The sequence below is a fragment of the Pseudomonas sp. TE21435 genome (assembly GCF_056279265.1).
In genome coordinates, this window is record NZ_JBWBQZ010000001.1 from 3941658 (window position 1) to 3960669 (window position 19012).

At 65.1% G+C, this 19012-nt stretch carries 19 protein-coding genes and 1 tRNA gene; 5 read left to right on the top strand and 15 right to left on the bottom strand.

Annotated features, from left to right (window positions below; all coding sequences use genetic code 11):
* From ACZ9C1_RS17815 to ACZ9C1_RS17850, 8 genes are all read right to left on the bottom strand, one after another.
* Complete coding sequence (locus ACZ9C1_RS17815; RefSeq protein WP_139674465.1) at window positions 1–276, bottom strand: DUF971 domain-containing protein; 276 nt, start codon at window positions 274–276, stop codon at window positions 1–3.
* Entirely contained in the window at window positions 276–1241 is a 966-nt protein-coding gene (locus ACZ9C1_RS17820; protein WP_102683499.1) for a HEAT repeat domain-containing protein, read from the bottom strand. Before ACZ9C1_RS17820 ends, ACZ9C1_RS17815 begins: the two co-directional genes overlap by 1 nt.
* Window positions 1238–2089, bottom strand: coding sequence for an ABC transporter ATP-binding protein (locus tag ACZ9C1_RS17825; RefSeq protein ID WP_277502323.1), 852 nt, complete (start codon window positions 2087–2089; stop codon window positions 1238–1240). Before ACZ9C1_RS17825 ends, ACZ9C1_RS17820 begins: the two co-directional genes overlap by 4 nt.
* Window positions 2089–2865, bottom strand: a complete 777-nt coding sequence (locus tag ACZ9C1_RS17830; protein WP_476254232.1) for an ABC transporter permease — start codon at window positions 2863–2865, stop codon at window positions 2089–2091. Before ACZ9C1_RS17830 ends, ACZ9C1_RS17825 begins: the two co-directional genes overlap by 1 nt.
* A gap of 15 nt (window positions 2866–2880) precedes the next feature.
* Window positions 2881–4287 (bottom strand): ABC transporter substrate-binding protein, encoded by a 1407-nt coding sequence (locus ACZ9C1_RS17835; RefSeq protein WP_277502325.1) that lies wholly within the window; start codon window positions 4285–4287, stop codon window positions 2881–2883.
* 124 nt (window positions 4288–4411) lie between these two features.
* Window positions 4412–4657: a 4Fe-4S dicluster domain-containing protein gene (locus tag ACZ9C1_RS17840; protein ID WP_008096634.1), complete on the bottom strand. Its 246-nt coding sequence runs from the start codon at window positions 4655–4657 to the stop codon at window positions 4412–4414.
* Between the two features lie 149 nt (window positions 4658–4806).
* Entirely contained in the window at window positions 4807–6531 is a 1725-nt protein-coding gene (locus ACZ9C1_RS17845; protein ID WP_476254233.1) for a fumarate reductase/succinate dehydrogenase flavoprotein subunit, read from the bottom strand.
* Window positions 6528–7277, bottom strand: a complete 750-nt coding sequence (locus tag ACZ9C1_RS17850; protein ID WP_102683504.1) for a GntR family transcriptional regulator — start codon at window positions 7275–7277, stop codon at window positions 6528–6530. The genes ACZ9C1_RS17845 and ACZ9C1_RS17850 overlap by 4 nt, the downstream gene beginning before the upstream one ends.
* Before the next feature lie 212 nt (window positions 7278–7489).
* On the opposite strand from ACZ9C1_RS17850, the gene ACZ9C1_RS17855 reads away from it, so the two are divergent.
* Window positions 7490–7566, top strand: a tRNA-Arg gene (locus tag ACZ9C1_RS17855).
* Window positions 7567–7659: 93 nt separating this feature from the next.
* On the opposite strand, the gene ACZ9C1_RS17860 is transcribed toward ACZ9C1_RS17855, so the two are convergent.
* Entirely contained in the window at window positions 7660–9510 is a 1851-nt protein-coding gene (locus ACZ9C1_RS17860) for a DUF3857 domain-containing transglutaminase family protein (protein WP_139674474.1), read from the bottom strand.
* A 219-nt stretch (window positions 9511–9729) separates the two neighbouring features.
* Here ACZ9C1_RS17860 and ACZ9C1_RS17865 point away from each other — a divergent pair, with 219 nt between their 5' ends.
* Window positions 9730–11460, top strand: coding sequence for a dipeptidase (locus tag ACZ9C1_RS17865; RefSeq protein WP_258701225.1), 1731 nt, complete (start codon window positions 9730–9732; stop codon window positions 11458–11460).
* Window positions 11461–11606: 146 nt separating this feature from the next.
* Window positions 11607–12044 carry a CBS domain-containing protein gene (locus tag ACZ9C1_RS17870; RefSeq protein WP_110697101.1) on the top strand — a complete coding sequence of 146 codons (438 nt, stop codon included), beginning with the start codon at window positions 11607–11609 and terminating at the stop codon, window positions 12042–12044.
* 6 nt (window positions 12045–12050) lie between these two features.
* On the opposite strand, the gene ACZ9C1_RS17875 is transcribed toward ACZ9C1_RS17870, so the two are convergent.
* From ACZ9C1_RS17875 to ACZ9C1_RS17885, 3 genes are all read right to left on the bottom strand, one after another.
* Window positions 12051–12689, bottom strand: a complete 639-nt coding sequence (locus ACZ9C1_RS17875) for an NADH:ubiquinone oxidoreductase subunit N (protein WP_476254234.1) — start codon at window positions 12687–12689, stop codon at window positions 12051–12053.
* A gap of 71 nt (window positions 12690–12760) precedes the next feature.
* Complete coding sequence (locus ACZ9C1_RS17880; RefSeq protein ID WP_023629226.1) at window positions 12761–13003, bottom strand: DUF2789 domain-containing protein; 243 nt, start codon at window positions 13001–13003, stop codon at window positions 12761–12763.
* Between the two features lie 59 nt (window positions 13004–13062).
* Window positions 13063–13521, bottom strand: a complete 459-nt coding sequence (locus ACZ9C1_RS17885) for an aminoacyl-tRNA deacylase (RefSeq protein ID WP_023629227.1) — start codon at window positions 13519–13521, stop codon at window positions 13063–13065.
* Between the two features lie 117 nt (window positions 13522–13638).
* Between ACZ9C1_RS17885 and ACZ9C1_RS17890 the strand changes: the two genes are divergently transcribed.
* Together ACZ9C1_RS17890 and ACZ9C1_RS17895 are read left to right on the top strand one after the other, a co-directional pair.
* A complete protein-coding gene (locus tag ACZ9C1_RS17890) occupies window positions 13639–14961 on the top strand; it encodes an NfeD family protein (protein ID WP_476254582.1) in 1323 nt (440 codons plus the stop codon).
* Window positions 14962–14964: 3 nt separating this feature from the next.
* On the top strand, window positions 14965–15717 hold the full coding sequence (locus ACZ9C1_RS17895) for a slipin family protein (RefSeq protein WP_023630586.1): 753 nt from the start codon (window positions 14965–14967) through the stop codon (window positions 15715–15717).
* Window positions 15718–15782: 65 nt separating this feature from the next.
* Here the strand turns inward: ACZ9C1_RS17895 and ACZ9C1_RS17900 are convergent, their stop codons facing one another.
* The 3 genes from ACZ9C1_RS17900 to ACZ9C1_RS17910 form a co-directional block, all read right to left on the bottom strand.
* The gene (locus ACZ9C1_RS17900; protein WP_110697095.1) at window positions 15783–16415 is read right to left on the bottom strand and encodes a LysE family transporter; all 633 of its coding nucleotides are present in this window, start codon (window positions 16413–16415) and stop codon (window positions 15783–15785) included.
* A gap of 79 nt (window positions 16416–16494) precedes the next feature.
* Window positions 16495–17082 (bottom strand): mechanosensitive ion channel family protein, encoded by a 588-nt coding sequence (locus tag ACZ9C1_RS17905; RefSeq protein WP_110697093.1) that lies wholly within the window; start codon window positions 17080–17082, stop codon window positions 16495–16497.
* Window positions 17082–18992 (bottom strand): ATP-binding cassette domain-containing protein, encoded by a 1911-nt coding sequence (locus tag ACZ9C1_RS17910; RefSeq protein ID WP_367857589.1) that lies wholly within the window; start codon window positions 18990–18992, stop codon window positions 17082–17084. The genes ACZ9C1_RS17905 and ACZ9C1_RS17910 overlap by 1 nt, the downstream gene beginning before the upstream one ends.
* Window positions 18993–19012: the final 20 nt, after the last annotated feature.

Consider the following 19012-nt stretch of genomic DNA (forward strand, 5'->3'; position numbering starts at 1 on the left):
TCAACCGAGACTGCGCAGGTAGTCCCAGGGATAAATCCCCCGCTCATGCCCATCGCTGAACACCAGCTGCACCCCATACCCCTGGACCTCGATCCGCGCCACCCGCACATCCTCGCCCACCAGCGAAATCGCACCCTTCAACCGTGTTGCCCGGCACTGTGAACATGGGCAGGCACCGCGCAGCCGGGCGTGGCTGATCAACTGCTCAGCCTCACCCCACTGCACCAGCAGCTCACCGCGTTCGCGGTGGTTGCGCAAGGCGCTGGGCGCGCCCATCACACCGCCCCTTGCAATTGCGCCAAGGCAATGCGCACGGCCTTGCGCACTTCCGGGTCGCTGTCGGCCTCGGCCGCCTGCAACGCCGGCAATGCCCGGGCTTCACCCAGCTCGCCCAGCGCCAGTGCGGCTTCCTTGCGCAGGTTGGCGATGCCATGGCCCAGCAATTGCGCCAGCCCATCCAACGCGGCAGCATGGCGCAGCCGGCCCAAGGCCCGCGCCGCGCGCAAGCGGACCTGCCAATAGCTGTCGCCCAGCGCCGCGATCAACGCCTGGCCCGCTGCAGCCTGGCCGACCTTGCCCAGGGTGGTCGCCGCCTCTTCACGCACCTGCCAGGCCTCGTCGGCCAGGGCGCCGATAAGCGCCGGCAGCACACCGGCATCCCGGGCCAGGCCCAACGCACCAATGGCGGCGCGGCGCACGTCGGTATCCGGCTCGTTGGCCGCCAGTTGCGCCAGCGCGGGCAAGGCCGGCGCATGCTTGAGCCAGCCGAGGATGCCCACCGCTTCGCGGCGCACACCGGCATCCACATCCGCCAACGCCTGCAACGCAGGCACAGCGGCGTCCTCCAGGCGCAGCTCGCGCAGGGCGCGCAAGGCGCTGGCCCGCACGAAGGCATCGGCATGGCTGGCCCAGGGCAGGATCAGTTGCCCCGCCTCCTGGGTCTTGAGCTCACTGAGGCTCTGGGCGGCCGCCAGGCGCACCGGCTCGGCGGGGTCGGCCAATGCGGCGCACAGGCCCTGCACCACTTCCGGCGCCTCCCAGGCTTCGAGCAAGCGCGCGGCTTCGGCGCGCACATCAGCATTGGCGTCGACCAACAGCGCATCGGTGAGCCAAGGCAGGCCGTCCGGGTCTTCCAGGTCGGCCAGTTCGATCAGGGCGATGCGTCGCACGCCGGCATCAAGGGCGTTCAGGCGTGGCAGCAGTTCGATGATGTCGGGGTTGTCCGTGATTCGTTCAGTCATAGCGCAATCCGCAGCGGAGGATGGTCGGTGTCGGGCAGGCCCAAGGGTGTCAGGCGCGGCAGTTCGCGTCCTTCTTCATGGCGCAGCAACGCCAGGCAATGGCGTTTGAGGTGGGTGAATGCAGGGCTGGTCAGCAGGCTCGCTCGCCGCGGGCGGGCGAAGTCCAGGCGCAAGTCTTCGATGAAGCGGCCGGGGCGCGGGCTCATCACCAGAATGCGGTCGGCCAGGAACAACGCTTCGTCGATGTCGTGGGTGACGAACACCACCGTGGTGCGGATGCGCGCCCAGATATCCAGCAGCAGTTCCTGCATGCGCGCACGAGTCTGCGCATCGAGGGCGCCGAACGGTTCGTCCATCAGCAGCAGGCGCGGGCGGTTGATCAGTACCCGAGCGATCTCGGCGCGTTGCTGCATGCCGCCGGACAACTGACTGGGCCAGCGTTGGGCGAAATCACCCAGGCCGACCAGTTGCAGCATCTCGGCGGCCTGATGTCGACGCTCGGCCTTGCCCAGCCCCTGCATCTTCAAGCCGAAGGCCACGTTGTCTAGCACGCGGAGCCAAGGCAGCAGCGTGTGATGCTGGAACACCATGCCGCGTTGCGGCGAAGGGCCGTCGACCGCTTGCCCGTCCACCAACAACTGGCCACCGGCCGGCGTCAGGTGCCCGGCCAGTGCGCCGAGCAACGTGGACTTGCCGCAGCCGGACGGCCCGAGGATGCACACGAACTCGCCCGGGGCGATGGCAAAGTCCAGCGCCTGCACCGCTTCGAAGGTGTCACGCCCATGGCCCAGGCGAATCGACAAACCCTGCGCCTCGATACGCCCGGGCACCTGTTGATAACTGCTCATCACGCGCTCCTCCGTATCCAGGGCGTGGCCAGCGCGCCAAGGCGCTTGACCAGCGCACTGCTGCCCATGCCCAGCACGCCGATCAGCAGCATGCCGACGATGATGTCGGGGTAGTTCTGCAAGGTGTAGGACTCCCAGGTGTAGTAACCGATACCGAACTGCCCGGCGATCATCTCGGCAGTCACCAGGCAGAACCACGAGGTGCCCATGCCGATGGCCAGCCCCGTGACGATGCTCGGCAGCGCGCCCGGCAGCACCACTTCGCGCAGGATCGCCCAGCGCCCGGCGCCCAGGCTGCGCGCCGAGGCCACCAGGCGCGGGTCGATCGCCTCGACGCCGTGCACGGTATTGAGCAGGATCGGGAACAGCGCACCGGTGAAGGTGATGAACACCATCGACAGCTCCGAGGAGGGGAACATCAGGATCGCCAGCGGGATCCAGGCCACCGCCGGGATCGGCCGCAACACTTCCAGCGGCGGCATCAGCGTGTCCTCCAGCCACTTCGAGCGACCGATCAACAGGCCCAGGCTCACCCCCAGCAGCGCCGCCACGCCGTAGCCGGCGAACACCCGCGCCAGGCTGCTGCCCAGGTGCGCCAGCAGGGCGTTGGAGGCCAGCAGTTGCCAGGCGGCGTCGAGCACCGCGCCGGGCGTGGGCACGTAGGTGAAGGTGAACAGCAGCAGGTCCAGCTTGTGGCTCGCGGCCAGCTGCCAGAACAGCAGGCAGGCCAGCAGCGACGCCAGGCGCAGGGGCCAGCGCGCAAGGTCACGGGTCATGGCGGCGGCTCCCGATCAGCGCTGGGCCAGCAGCTTCTGGTTGGCCTGCACGAAGTCCAGCGCTTCGCCGCCATGGGCCTTGGCGTACTGCTCGGCCTGGTCCTTGAGCAGGAAAACCGCCAGCTGGCCCTGGCCGTTGCGCACGAACCAGGCCTGGTTGGCCAGCAGCTTGATGCCGCTGTCGGCGGCCTGGGCGTAGATCGCGCGGATATCCTTGCCCTCCTGTTCCAGCAGGGCCAGGGCGCTGAGCGCGGCTTCCGGGGAGGCGTAGTGGCGCACCTTGTCCTCGCCGCGTACCCAGATTTGCGCCAGGCGGCTGAAGTCGGTGATGGGCTTGCCGGTCGCGGCATCATTGGCCTTGAGTGGCAGCGGGTCGTAGTTTTTCAGGGCCTTGTCGTAGTCCTGCCCGGCCTGCTTGTAGGCGCTGCGGATGTACTGGTCATCGATGAACTGCGCGGTGTCCAGGCCCCGGTCGGTCTTCTTCAGCAACTTGAGGGTGTCGATGGAGGTGGCCACGGCCTGGCGGTACTCGGGCTTCCAGGTGAGGTCGCGGGTCTGCAGGCCGAGCGGGCCGTGGAACAGGTAGTTCACCTCGGCTTCGATGCCGGTGACTTTCTCGATCAGCTCGCTGTACTTCTCGGGCTCGGCGGCGAGCAGGCGGTCGGCTTCCAGGCTGGCACGCAGGTAGGCGGTGACCACTTCCGGGTACTTTTTCGCGTAGTCGGCGTCCACCAGCGCGCCATGGAAGGTCGGCGCGTTGGCCTGGGCGCCATCGTAGATCTTGCGGGCGAAGCCGCGGTTGGGGAACAGCTCGGCGAAGGGCACGAAGTCGGCGTGGGCCTCGATGCGGTTGCTGCGCAGGGCGGAACCGGCGATCTCCGGAGCCTGGGCAATGATCTTGACGTCCTTCTGCGGGTCCCAGCCTTGGGCGGCGACCGCGCGCAGCAGCATGCCGTGGGCGGTGGAGGCGAACGGCACGGAGATGGTCTTGCCCTTGAGCTCGGCCAGCGACTGCACGCTGGAGGCGGCCGGCACCACGATGCCGTTACCGCTGCCGTGCACGCTGCCGGACAGCACGCTGATGAACAGGCTGCGCTTGCCGGCGTCGAGGTGAGCGACGCCATTGAACGAGCCGGGGAAGTCGGCCATGGCGCCGAAGTCGAGCTTGCCGGCGACCATCTCGTTGGTCAGCGGTGCGCCGCTGGTGAAGTTCTTCCACTCGACCTGGTACTGGGCGTCCTGGTACTTGCCGTCATGGGGCAGGTATTTGTCGAGCAGGCCCAGCTCGCGGATCAACAGGCCGCCGGTGGCGCAGTTGATGGTGGTGTCCTGGGTGCCGATGGCGATACGGATGGTTTCGGCGCTGGCGTTCAGGCCGGTGATTGCCAGCGCAAGGCCGGCCACGGTTGCTACAAGGCGCATGGGTGTTTCCCCTCGAATCGTTTTGAGTATTGGAGTCGTCTCCGCCACCGGGCTGGGGTGGTGGGAAACGAGGGGCATTGCAGGTGGGCGTCCGGTGGTTCGGCCGGATGGCGGGGGTTCGGGTTCAGCGCAGCAGGTACGGGATATCGACCTTTACCGCGCCGGTGGGGCAGTCCTTCTCGCAGGGCATGCAGTACCAGCATTCGTCGAAGGCCATGTAGGCCTTCTGCGTGGCCGGGTTGATGGCCAACAGGTCCATGGGACACACCTCGACGCAGACCGTGCAGCCTTTTTCGGCGATGCATTTGTCTTCATCGATAGTCACCGGGGCGCTGCTGCGAAAGAAGATTTCCTGGGGTTGGTAGGCCATGTTCACGGGGTCCTTGGGGCCTTTGGCCCTCTTTATGGTTCATCGCCGGGGCTGCTGGCCCTATCGCTGGCAAGCCAGCTCCCACAAAAGCGCTATGCCCACCCTGTGGGAGCCGGCTTGCCGGCGAAAGGGCCGCACAGCGGCCCCATTCACGCCGCGTCAGCCTTCACCCGCAGCCGGTCGTACGCGGTCTGTTCCTCGGCATCCAGCGGGATCAGGTACGGCTCCACCGCTTTCTTGAAGCTGGTCATCCCACCGTCCTCGCCCTTCTTCAGATGGCAATGCACGAACCACTCGCCATCATTGCGCTCGGGGAAATCAACCCGGTGGTGGTACAGCCCCCAGCGGCTCTCCTTGCGGAACAACGAAGCGCGCGCGGCCATCTCGGCGCAGTCGCGGATGACCGCAACTTCCATGGCACGCATCAGCTCATGGGGGTTGTTGGCCTTCATCTGCTCAAGATCGCGTTCGATTTCGGCGAAGCGCGCCAGGCCGATTTCCATCTTCTTGGTCACCTTGGGCGGCTGCAGGTAGTCGTTGACCATGCGGCGTAGCTTGTACTCGACCTGGGCCGGCGGCAGGCCGTGCTCACGCTGCAAGGGCGCGAACACCCGCGCCTGTTCGCGTTCGACCTGCTGCGTGTCGACCTCGGCGTACTCACGCCCGGCCACATACTGCGCGGCATTCACCCCGGCGAACCAGCCATAGGTGAACGCGCCGAGCATGTAGTTGTGCGGTACCGCGGCCATGTCGCCGGCGGCGTACAGGCCCTTGACGCTGGTCTCGGCCTTTTCGTTGACCCACACCCCCGAAGCCGAATGCCCGGAGCAGAAGCCGATCTCGGAGATATGCATCTCGACCATGTGCTGGCGGTAGTCGGTGCCACGCCCGGCGTGGAACTGGCCACGGCTGGGGCGCTCGTTGCTGTGCAGGATTTCCTCGATGTTCTGGATGGTTTCCTCGGCCAGGTGGTCGAGCTTGAGGAACACCGGGCCGTTGCCGCCTTCGAGCTCCTGGTGGAACTCCCACATCATCTGCCCGCTCCAGTAGTCGCACTCGATGAAGCGCTCGCCCTTGCTGTTGGCGGTGTAGCCGCCCAGGGGGCCGGTGACGTAGGCGCAGGCCGGGCCGTTGTAGTCCTTGATCAGCGGGTTGATCTGGAAGCACTCCAGGTTGGCCAGTTCCGCCCCGGCATGGTAGGCCATGGCGTAGCCGTCGCCGGCATTGGTGGGGTTTTCGTAGGTGCCCATCAGGTAGCCCGACGAGGGCAGGCCCAGGCGCCCGGCGGCGCCGCAGGCAAGGACAACCGCCTTGGCGCGGATCACCCGGAACTCGCCCGAGCGGCAGTCAAAGCCCAGTACACCGGCGGCGGCGCGTTCGCCATCGAGCAGCACGCGGGTGCAGACCATGCGGTTGCTGATCTCCACCCGGGCGCGCTTGAGCTGGCGATACAGCACCTTCTTGATGTCGTGGCCCTCGGGCATGGGCAGCACATAAGCGCCCATGTGGTGGACCTTCTTCACCGCGTAGTCGCCAGTTTCGTCCTTCTCGAACTTCACGCCCCAGCGGTCGAGCTGCTCGATGGTCTCGAAACTCTTGGTGGCGTAGGCATGCACCGCGGCCTGGTTGACGATGCCGTCGTTGGCGACGGTGATTTCCTTGGTGTACTGCTCGGGCGTGGCATGCCCGGGGATGATGGCGTTGTTCAGGCCGTCCATGCCCATGCTGATGGCGCCGCTGCGCTTGACGTTGGCCTTGTCCAGCAACAGCACGCGCAGGGTCTTGTCCTGCTCCTTGGCCTTGATTGCGGCCATGGGCCCGGCGGTGCCGCCACCGATGACGACGATGTCGTAATCCTGGGTCTGGATGCTCATGCCTTGCCTCCCTTCTGGCGGTCGATGCGCAGGCGGTACTGGAACGCGTCGCCACGGTAATAAAGGTGTTCGAAGTCCAGCGGAGCGCCGTCGGCGGTGTGGGTGAGGCGCTCGATACGCATGATCGGCGCGCCCTCTTCCACCTCCAGGGCCTGGGTCAGGTCGCTGTCGGCGAGCACCGCATCGATTGCCAGGTCGGCATGGCCAAGGGCGATGCCGCAGTCGTTTTCCAGCAACAGGAAGATGTCGCGGGTGACCAGGTCGGCCTTCTCCAGCTTCTCGCCGACCGCCTGGGGCAGCCAGGTGATTTCCAGCGACACCGGCTCACGGTTGATCAGGCGCACGCGGCGGATTTCGGTAACCAGGCTGCCCTCCTCGACCTGCAGCCGCTGCGCGACCAATGCACTGGCCGGCACATGGCGGAAACTGCGCAGGCGGTTGAGCACTTCGTAGCCCATCTGCGTCATCGACTCGGCCAGGCCCTGCAGGGTGCTGACGTTCTGGAACGCCTTGGGCTTGGCGACAAAGGTGCCCTTGCCATGGATCTTGAAGATCAGCCCTTCCTTCTGCAGGTCGCCCAGGGCCTGACGCACGGTGATGCGGCTGACGTCGAAGGCCTTGCCCAGCTCGTTTTCCGAGGGCATGCGGCTGTGCGGTGGGTAGCTGCCGTCGAGGATGCGCTCGCGTAGCAGTTCCTTGAGCTGGGTGTAGAGCGGTACGGGAGACAGCGGGAGCAATTCGGCCATGGTCTTCTCTGTCGGCTGACTTGTTATAACAAGTTGTGACCAGAAGATAACGGGCATAAGTCGGCTATGAGAAATACCGATATTGCATATGAATAGATTGACGGTGCTACTGCGTGGGGGCGGGCTTGACCCGCGATGGGTAGCTTTGGAAAAACACCCTCATATCAAGGCGATGGACGCCACCAACGCAGATGGGTATCATGCGCCCCGTTGCACTCGTAGCTCAGCTGGATAGAGTACTGCCCTCCGAAGGCAGGGGTCGTGGGTTCGAATCCCGCCGAGTGCGCCATGACTTCGCGCTGCCACCCGTGTGTTTTCACCGATGGCGGCAAACAAAAGCCCCGCTCAGATCGCTCTGGCGGGGCTTTTGCGTTTCCGGGCCTCAGCCCTGCACGATGATCTGGCCTTGCAGGTCCCTGACCATGGTTTCAATGACTGGCTTCATCGCCTTGAACTCTTCAGGCGTGCACACCGCCTTCGGATGCTTGAACTGCATGCGCCGCTCGACCACCACGGCATTGCCATCGCGCGTGTAACGGGCACTGTAGTCGAAGCTGCCTTCCTTCACGGCAACGGCCTTGGGCGTCGCCAGGACGGTGACTTCGGCAGGGAACTCGAAGCGCGACTTCTCCACCGTTTCGTTGGAAATGCAGACGAAGCCCTGGGTGCGTTCGTTTTCGGCGGCAAAACCATAGACCATCTGCGAGATGCCACCGACCAGGCTGCTCAGTGCTGGAAGCCCCACTGGCCCTGGCAGGTTCACCAGGTTCTCGGTATGGCCCTGGACCTGGCTGTGGAAGTGCTCCGGCGCCACCGATGGCTGGATCAGGATCTTGCCGCTGCCCCGCTGCCCGTAGGCATTGAGCACCTGCTCGACCATACGGTCGAGATCTGCCGGTTTCATCGACTTGGCGCCATAGCGGTTGACCTCGCTGGCCCAACCCTCGATCGTCGAAGCGCCGGTGAAGTCCGCGGCGCCCGTGCCCTTGACCTTGAACAGCATCTCACCGACCTGCTTGCCGAACTGCGAGGCCGGGGTCTTGCCGAATTCGCCCGAGGCGGTCAGCAGCGTCGTCTTGTCCAGATCCATCAGCGGCAGGTAGCCGGCGGCCACCGACGGGTCGGTCGAGTCCAGGTACAGGTCCAGGCTCGGTACGTAGGTCAACACATGGTTGAGCACGCCCAGGGTCGGCACCTTGGGCAGGTGGTAGGCATTGCCGAGGTTGATCAGGGCAGGCGAGCTTTCGATGGCCGCGGCCTTGAGCAACGCCTCGAGCAGGGCGACATGGTCCTTGCAGTCGCCATAGCGGTTGTCCAGCACGCTCTGCGCCGAATGCGGAACCACCCCGCCGGCACCGACATAGACCGCTACGTAGCGGATGTTCTCACGTACCCAGTCGCTGAGCTTGAGCGCCTTGGCCCGGGCATCGGGCAGGTTCGCCGTCAACTGCTCGGCCAGTGCGGCGATGGCCGGCGTCACTTCCACGCCGGCGCGCGCCTGGTAGCTGGCGGCAAGCCCTGCGTAATCCTTGAAGGTCGACACCGCGAGGTACTGGCCGTAGTCCAGGTAGGACACGGCGCTCGCCTCGATCCTGGCCCTGTCTGCGGGCACGAAGTCCCAGCGGTAGACCTTGCGGCCCTTGCCGGCCTTGGGCGAGGACGCCTTGAAGCCACGGGCATCAGCGTACAGCGGCAGATCCGCCGGCAGGTCGTAGATCAGCGAGAACTGCTCCACGGGGTGGAAATCCGGGCCGGTGAGGTCCTCGAAGTGGCCGGGGAACAGCGCTGTGTTGCGATGGCGCTTGTAACGCAGCACCAGGCGATCGCCGACGGCGACTTCCGGGAAGATCACCACCTTGACCCGGGAGTCCTGGAACATTGGCGCGTAGGTGGACGCCTGCTCCTGCTGCTCCTTGATCTGCGAGGCATCGACCATCACCTTGCGCCCATCGGGCTTCTGGGTGAAGGCTTCGTCGACCTCCAGGGTTTCGTACGAGCGGTTGTAGCTCAGCGGCTGCTGGGCCTTGGCCTGGATGGCCCGCTCTTCGTTGATGCGCGAGATCGACTCGACCGCCACCTGGAAGCTGCCGTCGGCCTGCACGGTGAAGGTCTGCACGACCTTTTCCAGGGTGACAGAGTGGTCGGTGCCATCGTCCCGGGCCTGGGCGGGCGTGATGCAGGCAAGGGTGACGGCCAGCACCCCGGCCAGGGGTGCAAGGTAAGACGTGAACATGAGGATCCTTCTCTCGTAGAACGGGTTATTGCAAAAAACGCTAATGATACGCATTTTTGTCATAAAGCTGCAGGCCGCGCCGTAGATGAAAGCTTGTACGTTTGTGCGGAAATGCACATTGCCACCTCTCCCGCGCCAGTAGCCATTGGTGATAGCGTGGGCATCTTCCGTTTGCGTAAACGGTCACCCTCCACCCCTTGCAAAGGAATGCGCACACCCATGCCATTTACCAAGCTATCCGCCGCATCGCTCCTGCTGGCCAGCGTGGCCATGTTCTCGATCCCGGCCCAGGCCAACCTCTCCCAGCAGCAGTCCGCCGCCATCATCAAGGCCTACGACGGCAGCGATCCGGCCGACTTCAAGCAGTTCCTCGGCAAGCTGGCCGGCAGCGACCTGGCCAAGGCCGACAAGCTGGACGACACCCTCAAGCTGTACCTGGCCGGCAAGCCCCTGGCTGCCGAGCAACAGGACGAGATCAACCGCCTGCTGGGCCTGTACACCCGCATCAAGTACGGCAAGGCCGCCAAGGAGACCCTGCGCGAGCTGGTGGAGATCCCGACCGTTCGCAAAGAGGGCGTGCCACAGCACGAAAACCCGGAGTTCCTCAAGATCGCCGACAAGATCAAGGCCCTGGCCGAGGGCTTCGGCCTGCAGTTCCGCAATATCGACAACCGCGTCTACGAGATCACACTCGGCGAGGGCAAGGAAGTCATCGGCATCCACGCCCATGCCGACGTGGTGCCTGTCACACCGGAAAACTGGAAGCTCAAGGACGGCACCAAGCTCGACCCGTTCAAGGTCACCCTGGTGGGCGACCGCATGTACGGCCGCGGCACTGAGGACGACAAGAACGGCATCGTCGTGGCGCTCTACGCGCTGAAAGTAGCCAAGGACGAAAAGCTGCCGCTGGCGCGCCAGTTCAAGCTGCTGGTGGACACCACCGAGGAAACCACCGGTGATGCCATCCCCTACTACTTCGAACGCAACGCCACCCCCGACTACAACCTCGCGCTGGACGGCGGCTACCCGGTGGTGATCGCCGAGAAGGGCTATGGCACCGTCATGGCCACCTTCGCCAAGCGTGCCGGTGATGGCAAAGGCGCCGAGGTGATCAACCTCACCGGCGGCCTGGCCACCAACCAGATACCCGGCAGCTCGGTGGCGACATTGACCGGCGACAAGCCGGCCGAGCTGGCCAAGGCCCTGGAAAAAGCCGGCGCGGCCTACGTCAAGCGCCATGGCGGTGACTTCAGCATCGACGCCAAGGTCGACGGCAAGCAGGTGCTGCTGACCGTGACCGGCGTGTCGGCGCACTCCTCCGAGCCCGAGTCCGGGGTCAACCCGGTGGCGCGCATGCTCGACTTCCTCAATGGCCTGGGCAAGGAGGTGCCGCTCAAGCACAACCACATCACCGACGCCGCCCGCTACGCCGCCGACAACTGGGGCCTGGACTACCTGGGCAACAAGCTTGGCGTGGGCTTCAAGGACAACTTCATGGGCCCGCTGACCACCTCGCTGACCTTCGTCGGCCTGGATGACAAGGCGCTGAAGCTGGCGGTGAACCTGCGTATTCCCAAAGGCAAGTCGCTCGACACCCTCAAGGGTGAGATCTCCGGCAAGCTCGACAGCTGGGTTGCCAAGAGCCAGACCAAGGTGGCCTTCGACTACAGCATGGACGAGCCGATGTACCGCAACCCCGAAGGCGAGTGGGTCAAGGCCCTGCTGGCCGTGGCCAGCGAGAACCTGGGCATGAAGCACGAGTACGGCACCTCCGCTGGCGCCACCTCGGTGCACGACCTGCCCAACGGCGTGCAGTTCGGCCTGGCCATGCCGGATGTGAAGTACACCGGGCACAACGACAACGAGTTCAAGACCGTGGAGCAGTTCATGCTCGACCTGCAGATCGTCAGCGAGATGGTGGCGCGGATCGGGCAGATGCCGAAGCTTTGATGACCCACTCGGGGCTGCGCAGCAGCCCCTTGCCGCGATGACGTTTTTCAATCACCTCGATGCCGTTTCCTGCATTGCCGTGCAGAGCGCCGTGCCGGATGCTTTATTTACTCCGACACCGCGCTTTTTCACCCACCGAGGCCCGTATGAAGAACGTCGAACAAATCCTCAAAGCCAAGTCCCAGCATCAGACCGTCTACACCATAGGCCCTGATGACTCGGTGCTGGATGCCTTGAAGCTGCTGGCGGAAAAGAACGTCGGTGCATTGCCGGTGATGGAAAACGATCAGGTCGTAGGCATCGTCAGCGAGCGCGACTATGCCCGCAAACTGGTACTCAAGGGACGCTCGTCGGCTGCCACGCCGGTACGGGAAATCATGAGTTCGCCGGTGGTCACCGTGGAGCCCAAGCAGAACCTCGAGTACTGCATGAACCTGATGACCAACCGCCATCTGCGCCACCTGCCCGTTGTGGATAACGGCAAGCTGCTGGGACTTTTGTCGATTGGCGACCTGGTGAAGGAAACCATCGCCGAGCAGGCCAACCTGATCCTGCAGCTTGAGCAATACATCCGCGGCGAATGATCCCGCTCAGTGGTAAGCGCGCTCCAGCTCGTCCAGTTGATGGTCGAAGCTGCGCAGGCGCGCCGACCAGGTGTACACCAGCACTTCCAGATCGCGATTGAGCACGGCGGTATTGCCGCCCTCGCGCACCGGGGCATCGCACAGATCCAGCTGATAGCGCTCGCGGGCCATCGCCGTGGCCACGCTGGACAAGTCGCGGGCATTGGCCAGCCAGTGATGGTGGTGGTCGTGCACCTCGCGGTCGAGTTCCCGGCACTGGCGCTTGAGGGCGTCGAGGCTCTGCTCCAGCGGTGTGCCCTTGAGCTCGCCCATCACCTCCTCGAAGGTGCGCCCGGAGTGCCAGTAGCTGCCCCAGAAGTAGCGGTCGAACACCGTCTCGACCCGGCGCAGGGCGACCTTGGTGTTCCAGATGGTCAGTAACGTTCGCCCCTGGGCCACCTCACGCTTGTTCAGGTGCAAATGCTGCCAGGCGATCCAGGCCAGGCCGCAGAGCGCCACCGCCGCGGTAACGGCGGCGGCGGCATAGAGAAACTGCACGGCCTGGTTCATCTGGTGGGTGTGCCGGATACCGTAGAAGTAGCCGACGGTCAGGGTGCCCAGGATCGTCACGGTGCACCAGAATCCTGGTGCGTAGGGATCTTTCATTGCGCCATCCCCTCTTGTTTTACCTGAGCATAGCAACGGCCCGATCCACCCATCAGGTGCCGCTCGGCGCTTTATTTGCGGGGGCGACGCAGCGCTTCGTTGAGTTGGTCGAAGGGTACCGCCCAATCGGCGTCCTCTATGATGCTTTCCTTCAAAAAGGTTCTTTGCGCCTCGGTCCAGAACGGTGCGTCCACCAGCTTGATCTCATTCTTCAACGGCGAATGAGTGGTAATGAACTGGTCGATGCTGGTGGCATCGTCCGCCAGCCCCAGTTGCTTGAACAAGTCGGCAAATGGATGGTTCGGTGCTTCCATGATTCCTCCTCGGGCCGGGCGGGTCGTCCACGACGCCAACCCGGCGTTGGTTGCGAGCATCAGCTCAGTTCGCGCACTTCGGCGTGCGGCACCAGCTTCAAGTATTGCTCCATGCTCATGTGGATCAGATGATCGTGGTCACCTGCCTCGAGGTAGACATCGCCCTGGCGGGTAAGACTCCGGTCGAGCAGCATGGGAATGTTGTAGGCGTCGCCCAGGGCCGGGATGGCGCCGCGCTCGCAATCGCCGAACAGGCTCGGCAGGTTGCTTTCGCGGGTCAGCTGCCAGGCCCCGGTCATGCGCACCTCGGTCATGTCCAGATGCCGGTTGGCCGGCAGCACGGCCATGATGAAGTTGCCATGGCGGTCATCAAGCATCACTGACTTGGCGACCCGCTCGGCGGGTACGCCGGCCGTGCGCGCCGACTCAAGGCTGGTGGCCGAATGGGGATGGGGAATGATGTCGTAGTCGCAGTTGGCCTGGTCCAGGCGCTGCTGAAGGGTCTTGGCCATACGCATGATGCACCTCCGGTTTTGCCCCCACCCTCAAGTTTAGGCCGTGGCCCGGCAGGCACGGCTAAACTTCAAGGACAGGTCTGCATGAGGTGACGACAGGTGATCGCCCAGCGCTGGCGCATGCTGCTGTTGCTGTTGATCCTCGGCTTCGCGCCGGGTGGCCAGAGCGCGCCTGGCGCAAATGTATGGCTGTTGAGCGTCGATGATGCCATCGGCCCGGCCAGCGCCGACTACCTGCTGCGTGGGCTGGACCAGGCGCAGGCACAAGGCGCGCAACTGGTGGTGATCCGCCTCGATACCCCCGGTGGGCTGGACAGCGCCATGCGCCAGATCATCAAGGCGATCCTGGCAAGCCCCGTGCCGGTGGCCACCTACGTCGCCCCGGGTGGGGCCAGGGCAGCCAGCGCCGGCACTTACATCCTCTACGCCAGCCATATCGCGGCCATGGCCCCAGGGACCAACCTCGGCGCCGCGACGCCAGTCCAGGTCGGCGCTCCCGGCAAAGCTGAACAACCCGCCACGAACAGCGAAGAAGGCACACTGGCACGCAAACAGGTCAATGACGCCGCCGCCTACATCCGTGGCCTGGCCCAGCTGCGCGGGCGCAACGCCGACTGGGCGGAGAAGGCCGTGCGCGAGGCCGTCAGCCTGTCGGCCAGCGAAGCCCAGCGCTTGCAGGTAATCGACCTGGTCGCCGCTGACCTCCCCGACCTGCTGCGCCAGCTCGATGGCAAGTCACTGCTCGTCGCAGGCCAGACCGTGCAACTGCGCACCCATGAGGCCAGTGTGACCGAACACCTGCCGGACTGGCGCACCCGCCTGCTGGCGGTGATCACCAACCCCAGCGTGGCGCTGATCATGATCATGATCGGCGTGTACGGCCTGCTGTTCGAATTCATGAACCCGGGCTCCGGGGTCGGCGGCGTGGTCGGCGGCATCTGCCTGCTGCTGGCGCTGTATGCCCTGCAACTGCTGCCGGTGAGCCATGCCGGGGTGGCGTTGATTCTGCTCGGGGTGGCGTTCATGGTCGCCGAGGCGTTCCTGCCCAGCTTCGGCGTGGTCGGCTTCGGCGGCATCGTCGCCTTCGTCGTCGGGGCGGTGATCCTGATGGACACCGACGCCCCCGGCTTCGGCATTCCGCTGGCGCTGATCATCAGCCTGGCAGTGCTCTCGGCGCTGTTGCTCGGCGGCGTGCTGGGCATGGCGGTGAAAGCGCGCCGGCGCGCCCTGGTCAGCGGCGATGCCGGGCTGGTGGGCAGCCTGGTCACGGTGACGCAGGTGCGCACCGACAACCCGTTCTGCGGTTCGGTACAGGCCCAGGGCGAACAGTGGCAGGTGCAGTGTGCGACACCACTGCAACCTGGCCAGCACGTGCGGGTGACGGCCCGTCATGGCGTGACCCTGGAGGTCAGCGCCACTGCGCCCACGGCGCAAGGAGAGTAGACGATGTTCATGCAATTCGGTTTCAGCGCCGTACTGGTGCTGCTGGCCATACTGCTGCTGTCGGCGCTGCGCATCCTGCGCGAGTACGAGCGCGGCGTGGTGTTCCAGCTCGGGCGTTTCTGGCAGGTCAAGGGCCCGGGCCTGATCATCCTGATTCCGGGGATCCAGCAGATGGTGCGCGTCGACCTGCGTACCGTGGTGCTCGATGTGCCGCCCCAGGACGTGATCACCCGCGACAACGTCTCGGTCAAGGTCAACGCCGTGCTGTACTTTCGCGTGCTCGACCCACAGAAGGCGATCATCCAGGTCGAGGACTTCCTCGCCGCCACCAGCCAGCTGGCCCAGACCACACTGCGGGCGGTGCTCGGCAAGCACGAGTTGGACGAACTGCTGGCCGAGCGCGAACAGTTGAACTCGGATATCCGCGAAGTGCTGGACGCGCAGACCGACGCCTGGGGCATCAAGGTGGCCAACGTCGAGATCAAGCACGTCGACCTGAACGAATCGATGATCCGCGCCATCGCCCGCCAGGCCGAGGCCGAGCGTGAGCGACGGGCCAAGGTGATCCATGCCGAAGGTGAGTTGCAGGCGTCGGAGAAACTCATGCAGGCGGCGCAGATGCTGGGCAAGGAGCCGGGGGCTATGCAACTGCGCTACATGCAGACGCTGGGCTCGATTGCCGGCGACAAGAGCTCGACCATCGTGTTTCCGATGCCGATGGATCTGCTAAAGGGGCTGGTGGATCGTCAGCGCTGAAAAGCAATCGCGGGGCCAGCCCGCTCCCAGAACCGTGGGAGCGAGCTGGCCCCGCGATGATCAAATCAGATCGGCGCGCGGCGCAGCGTCGCCAGGAACGTCGCCGCGCCAATGAACAGTCCGGCAAAGGTACGGTTCAGGCGCTTCTGCTGCTTCGGCGTACGCAACAGGCGCAGCACCCGCGAAGCCAGGCCGGTGTAACCCGCCATCACCAGCATGTCGACGCTGATCATGGTCACGGTGATCGCCACGTACTGGGGCAGCAACGCCTCGTGCGGGTTGATGAACTGCGGCAGCACCGCGAGCATGAACACCAGCGCCTTGGGGTTGCTGACGTTGACCAGGAAGCCACGGAACACCAGGCTCAGCGGCTTGCCGATAGGCCGCACGCCGGACTCGTCGCTCATGTCCATCGGCAGGGCTTGCCATTGCTTGTAGGCGAGGTAGACCAGGTAGGCGACACCGAACCATTTGATGACCTGGAAGGCCGTGGCGGAAGCGGCGAGGATGGCGCCGACACCGGCAGCGATGACGGCGATCTGCACGATCAGGCCCAGTTGCAGGCCCAGGGCGTTCCAGTAACCACGCCAGAAACCGTACTGCAGCCCGCTGGACATCGAGGCGATCGCCCCGGCACCCGGCGACAGGCTGATCACCCAGCACGCGGCAAAGAAGGCCAACCACGTTTCCATCGACATCGCACACCTCGCTCGAACATTTGTTACAAATCGTTAAGCTACGGTGCTGGCGAAAAAATAACCAGTAAATTCTGCGGCTTCAGTCGGTTTCGATCGATTCCGGCTTGACCGCAGTGGTGGCCTCGGCGCCACGCCAACGGCGCACGGCTTTCTGGAAGAACTGGCTGTTGGGCACCTGCACCAGTGCGCCACCCGCTTCCGGCGTTTCCATCAGCGTGGTGTACAGCAGGTTGATGGCGATCACCCGGCCCTTCACCCCCGGTTTGTCGAGGGTATCGACCAGCTCGACCACATCGCCGATACGAAACGGCCCGACGGTGAAGATCAACACCGCGCACAGCAGGTTGGACAGCACGCTCCAGATAGCGAAGAACGCCACCGCCGCCACCGCGACGAAGCCCGACAGCGCGGTCCACAGCACCGTGGCCGATACACCCAGGCGCTCGAGCACGAACAACAGCGCGCTGCCCATGATCAGCCAGCGCAAGGCGCCGCGCACCGGCACCATCAGCTCGTGCGGCAACGGGTAGCGTTCGCCCAGGCTTCTCAACCCGCGAGCGACCATGCGCTGCAGGACGAACGCGGCGATCAGGATCAGCAGAATCTGCAATCCCAGCCACATCGAGTCCATCCACTGCCCCGGTAACAGCGAGCGCAGCTCCTCCATCAGGACAGCGCCTCGAGTTCGGCCTGCATGCTTTCAAGGGTTTCCAGGGCCTCCATCCAGGCCTCCTCAAGCTCGCCTTCGCGTTGCTTGAGCTTGGTCTGGCGCGCCAGCAGGTCGCGCAGTTCGTCCTTGCGCGCGGCCTCGTACACGCCACCGTCGCCCAGGGCGGTCTCGACCTCGGCCAGGTCCTTGTGCACCTGGTTGAGCTCGGTCTCCAGCTTGTCGGCCGCCTTCTTGTGCGGCGCCAACTGCTGGCGCAGCGCCGCGGCCGCCTGGCGCTGGGCTTTCTTGTCGGTCTTGTCCGGGTTGGCCGGCGTGCTGCTCACCGGCGCGTTGCGCTGGCGGAACTCGACCAGCCAGCGGCTGTAGTCGTCGAGGTCGCCGTCGAAGGTATCGACCTTGCCGTCGGCCACCAGCAGGAAGTCGTTGGTGGTGCTCTTGAGCAGGTGACGGTCGTGGGAGACCACCACCACGGCACCCGCGAATTCCTGCAGCGCCATGGTCAGCGCCAGACGCATCTCGAGGTCCAGGTGGTTGGTCGGCTCGTCGAGCAGCAACAGGTTCGGCCGCTCCCAGGCGATCAACGCCAGGGCCAGGCGGGCCTTTTCGCCACCGGAGAAGTTCACCACCGGTTCGTCGACACGGTTGCCATGGAAGTCGAAACCACCAAGGAAGTCACGCAGGGTCTGCTCGCGCTCACCCGGGGCAATGCGCTGCAGGTGCAGCAGCGGGCTGGCCTTGTCGTCCAGCGAGTCGAGCTGGTGCTGGGCGAAGTAGCCGACGGCGAGGTTTTCGCCACGCACCAGGCGCCCGGACAATGGCTGCAGCTCACCGGCGAGGTTCTTGATCAGGGTCGACTTGCCCGCGCCGTTGGGGCCGAGCAGACCGATGCGCGCACCCGGCGCCAGCTGCAGCTTGACCTTCTCGAGGATGGCCTTGTCGCCATAGCCCAGACGGCCTTCGGACAGGTCGAGCAAGGGGCTGGAGATCTTCTCGGACTCACGGAAAACGAAGTCGAAGGGCGAGTCGACGTGGGCCGCCGACAGCTCCTCCATGCGCTCCAGGGCCTTGATCCGGCTCTGCGCCTGGCGGGCCTTGGTGGCCTGGGCCTTGAAGCGGGCGATGTACTTTTCCATGTGCGCGCGCTGCGCCTGCTGCTTCTCGTAGGCCTGCTGCTGCTGCGCCAGGCGTTCGGCGCGGGTGCGCTCGAAGGCGCTGTAGCCGCCCTTGTAGAGATTGAGCTTGCGCTGTTCGACGTGCAGCACATGGTCGACCACGGCATCGAGGAAGTCGCGGTCGTGGGAGATCAGCAGCAGCGTGCCCGGGTAGCCCTTGAGCCAATCCTCCAGCCAGAGGATGGCGTCGAGATCCAGGTGGTTGGTCGGCTCGTCGAGCAGCAGCAGGTCGGACGGGCACATCAGTGCCTGGGCCAGGTTCAGGCGCATCCGCCAGCCACCTGAGAAGTCGCCGACGCGGCGGTCCATCTGCTCGTTGCTGAAGCCAAGGCCGGCCAGCAGCTTGCGCGCGCGAGCATCGGCGGTGTAGCCGTCGGCACTGTCCAGTTCACTGTGCAGGCGCGCCAGGGCAGTGCCATCGTGGGCCAGTTCGGCGGCGGCCAGTTCTGCCTGGACCTTGCGCAGGCGCACGTCGCCATCGAGGACATAGTCCACGGCGATACGGTCGAGGGTATCGACCTCCTGGCGCATATGGGCGATGCGCCAGTCACCGGGCAGCTGGCAGTCACCGGCATCGGGCGACAGCTCGCCGCGCAGCAAGGCGAACAGGCTGGATTTGCCGGCACCGTTGGCACCGATCAGGCCGGCCTTGTGGCCGGTGTGCAGGGTCATCTCGGCGCCTTCTAGCAGGCGCTGGGGACCACGCTGTAAAGTGAGGTTCGATAGTCTGATCATGATGGTCGCGGAGTCTACCA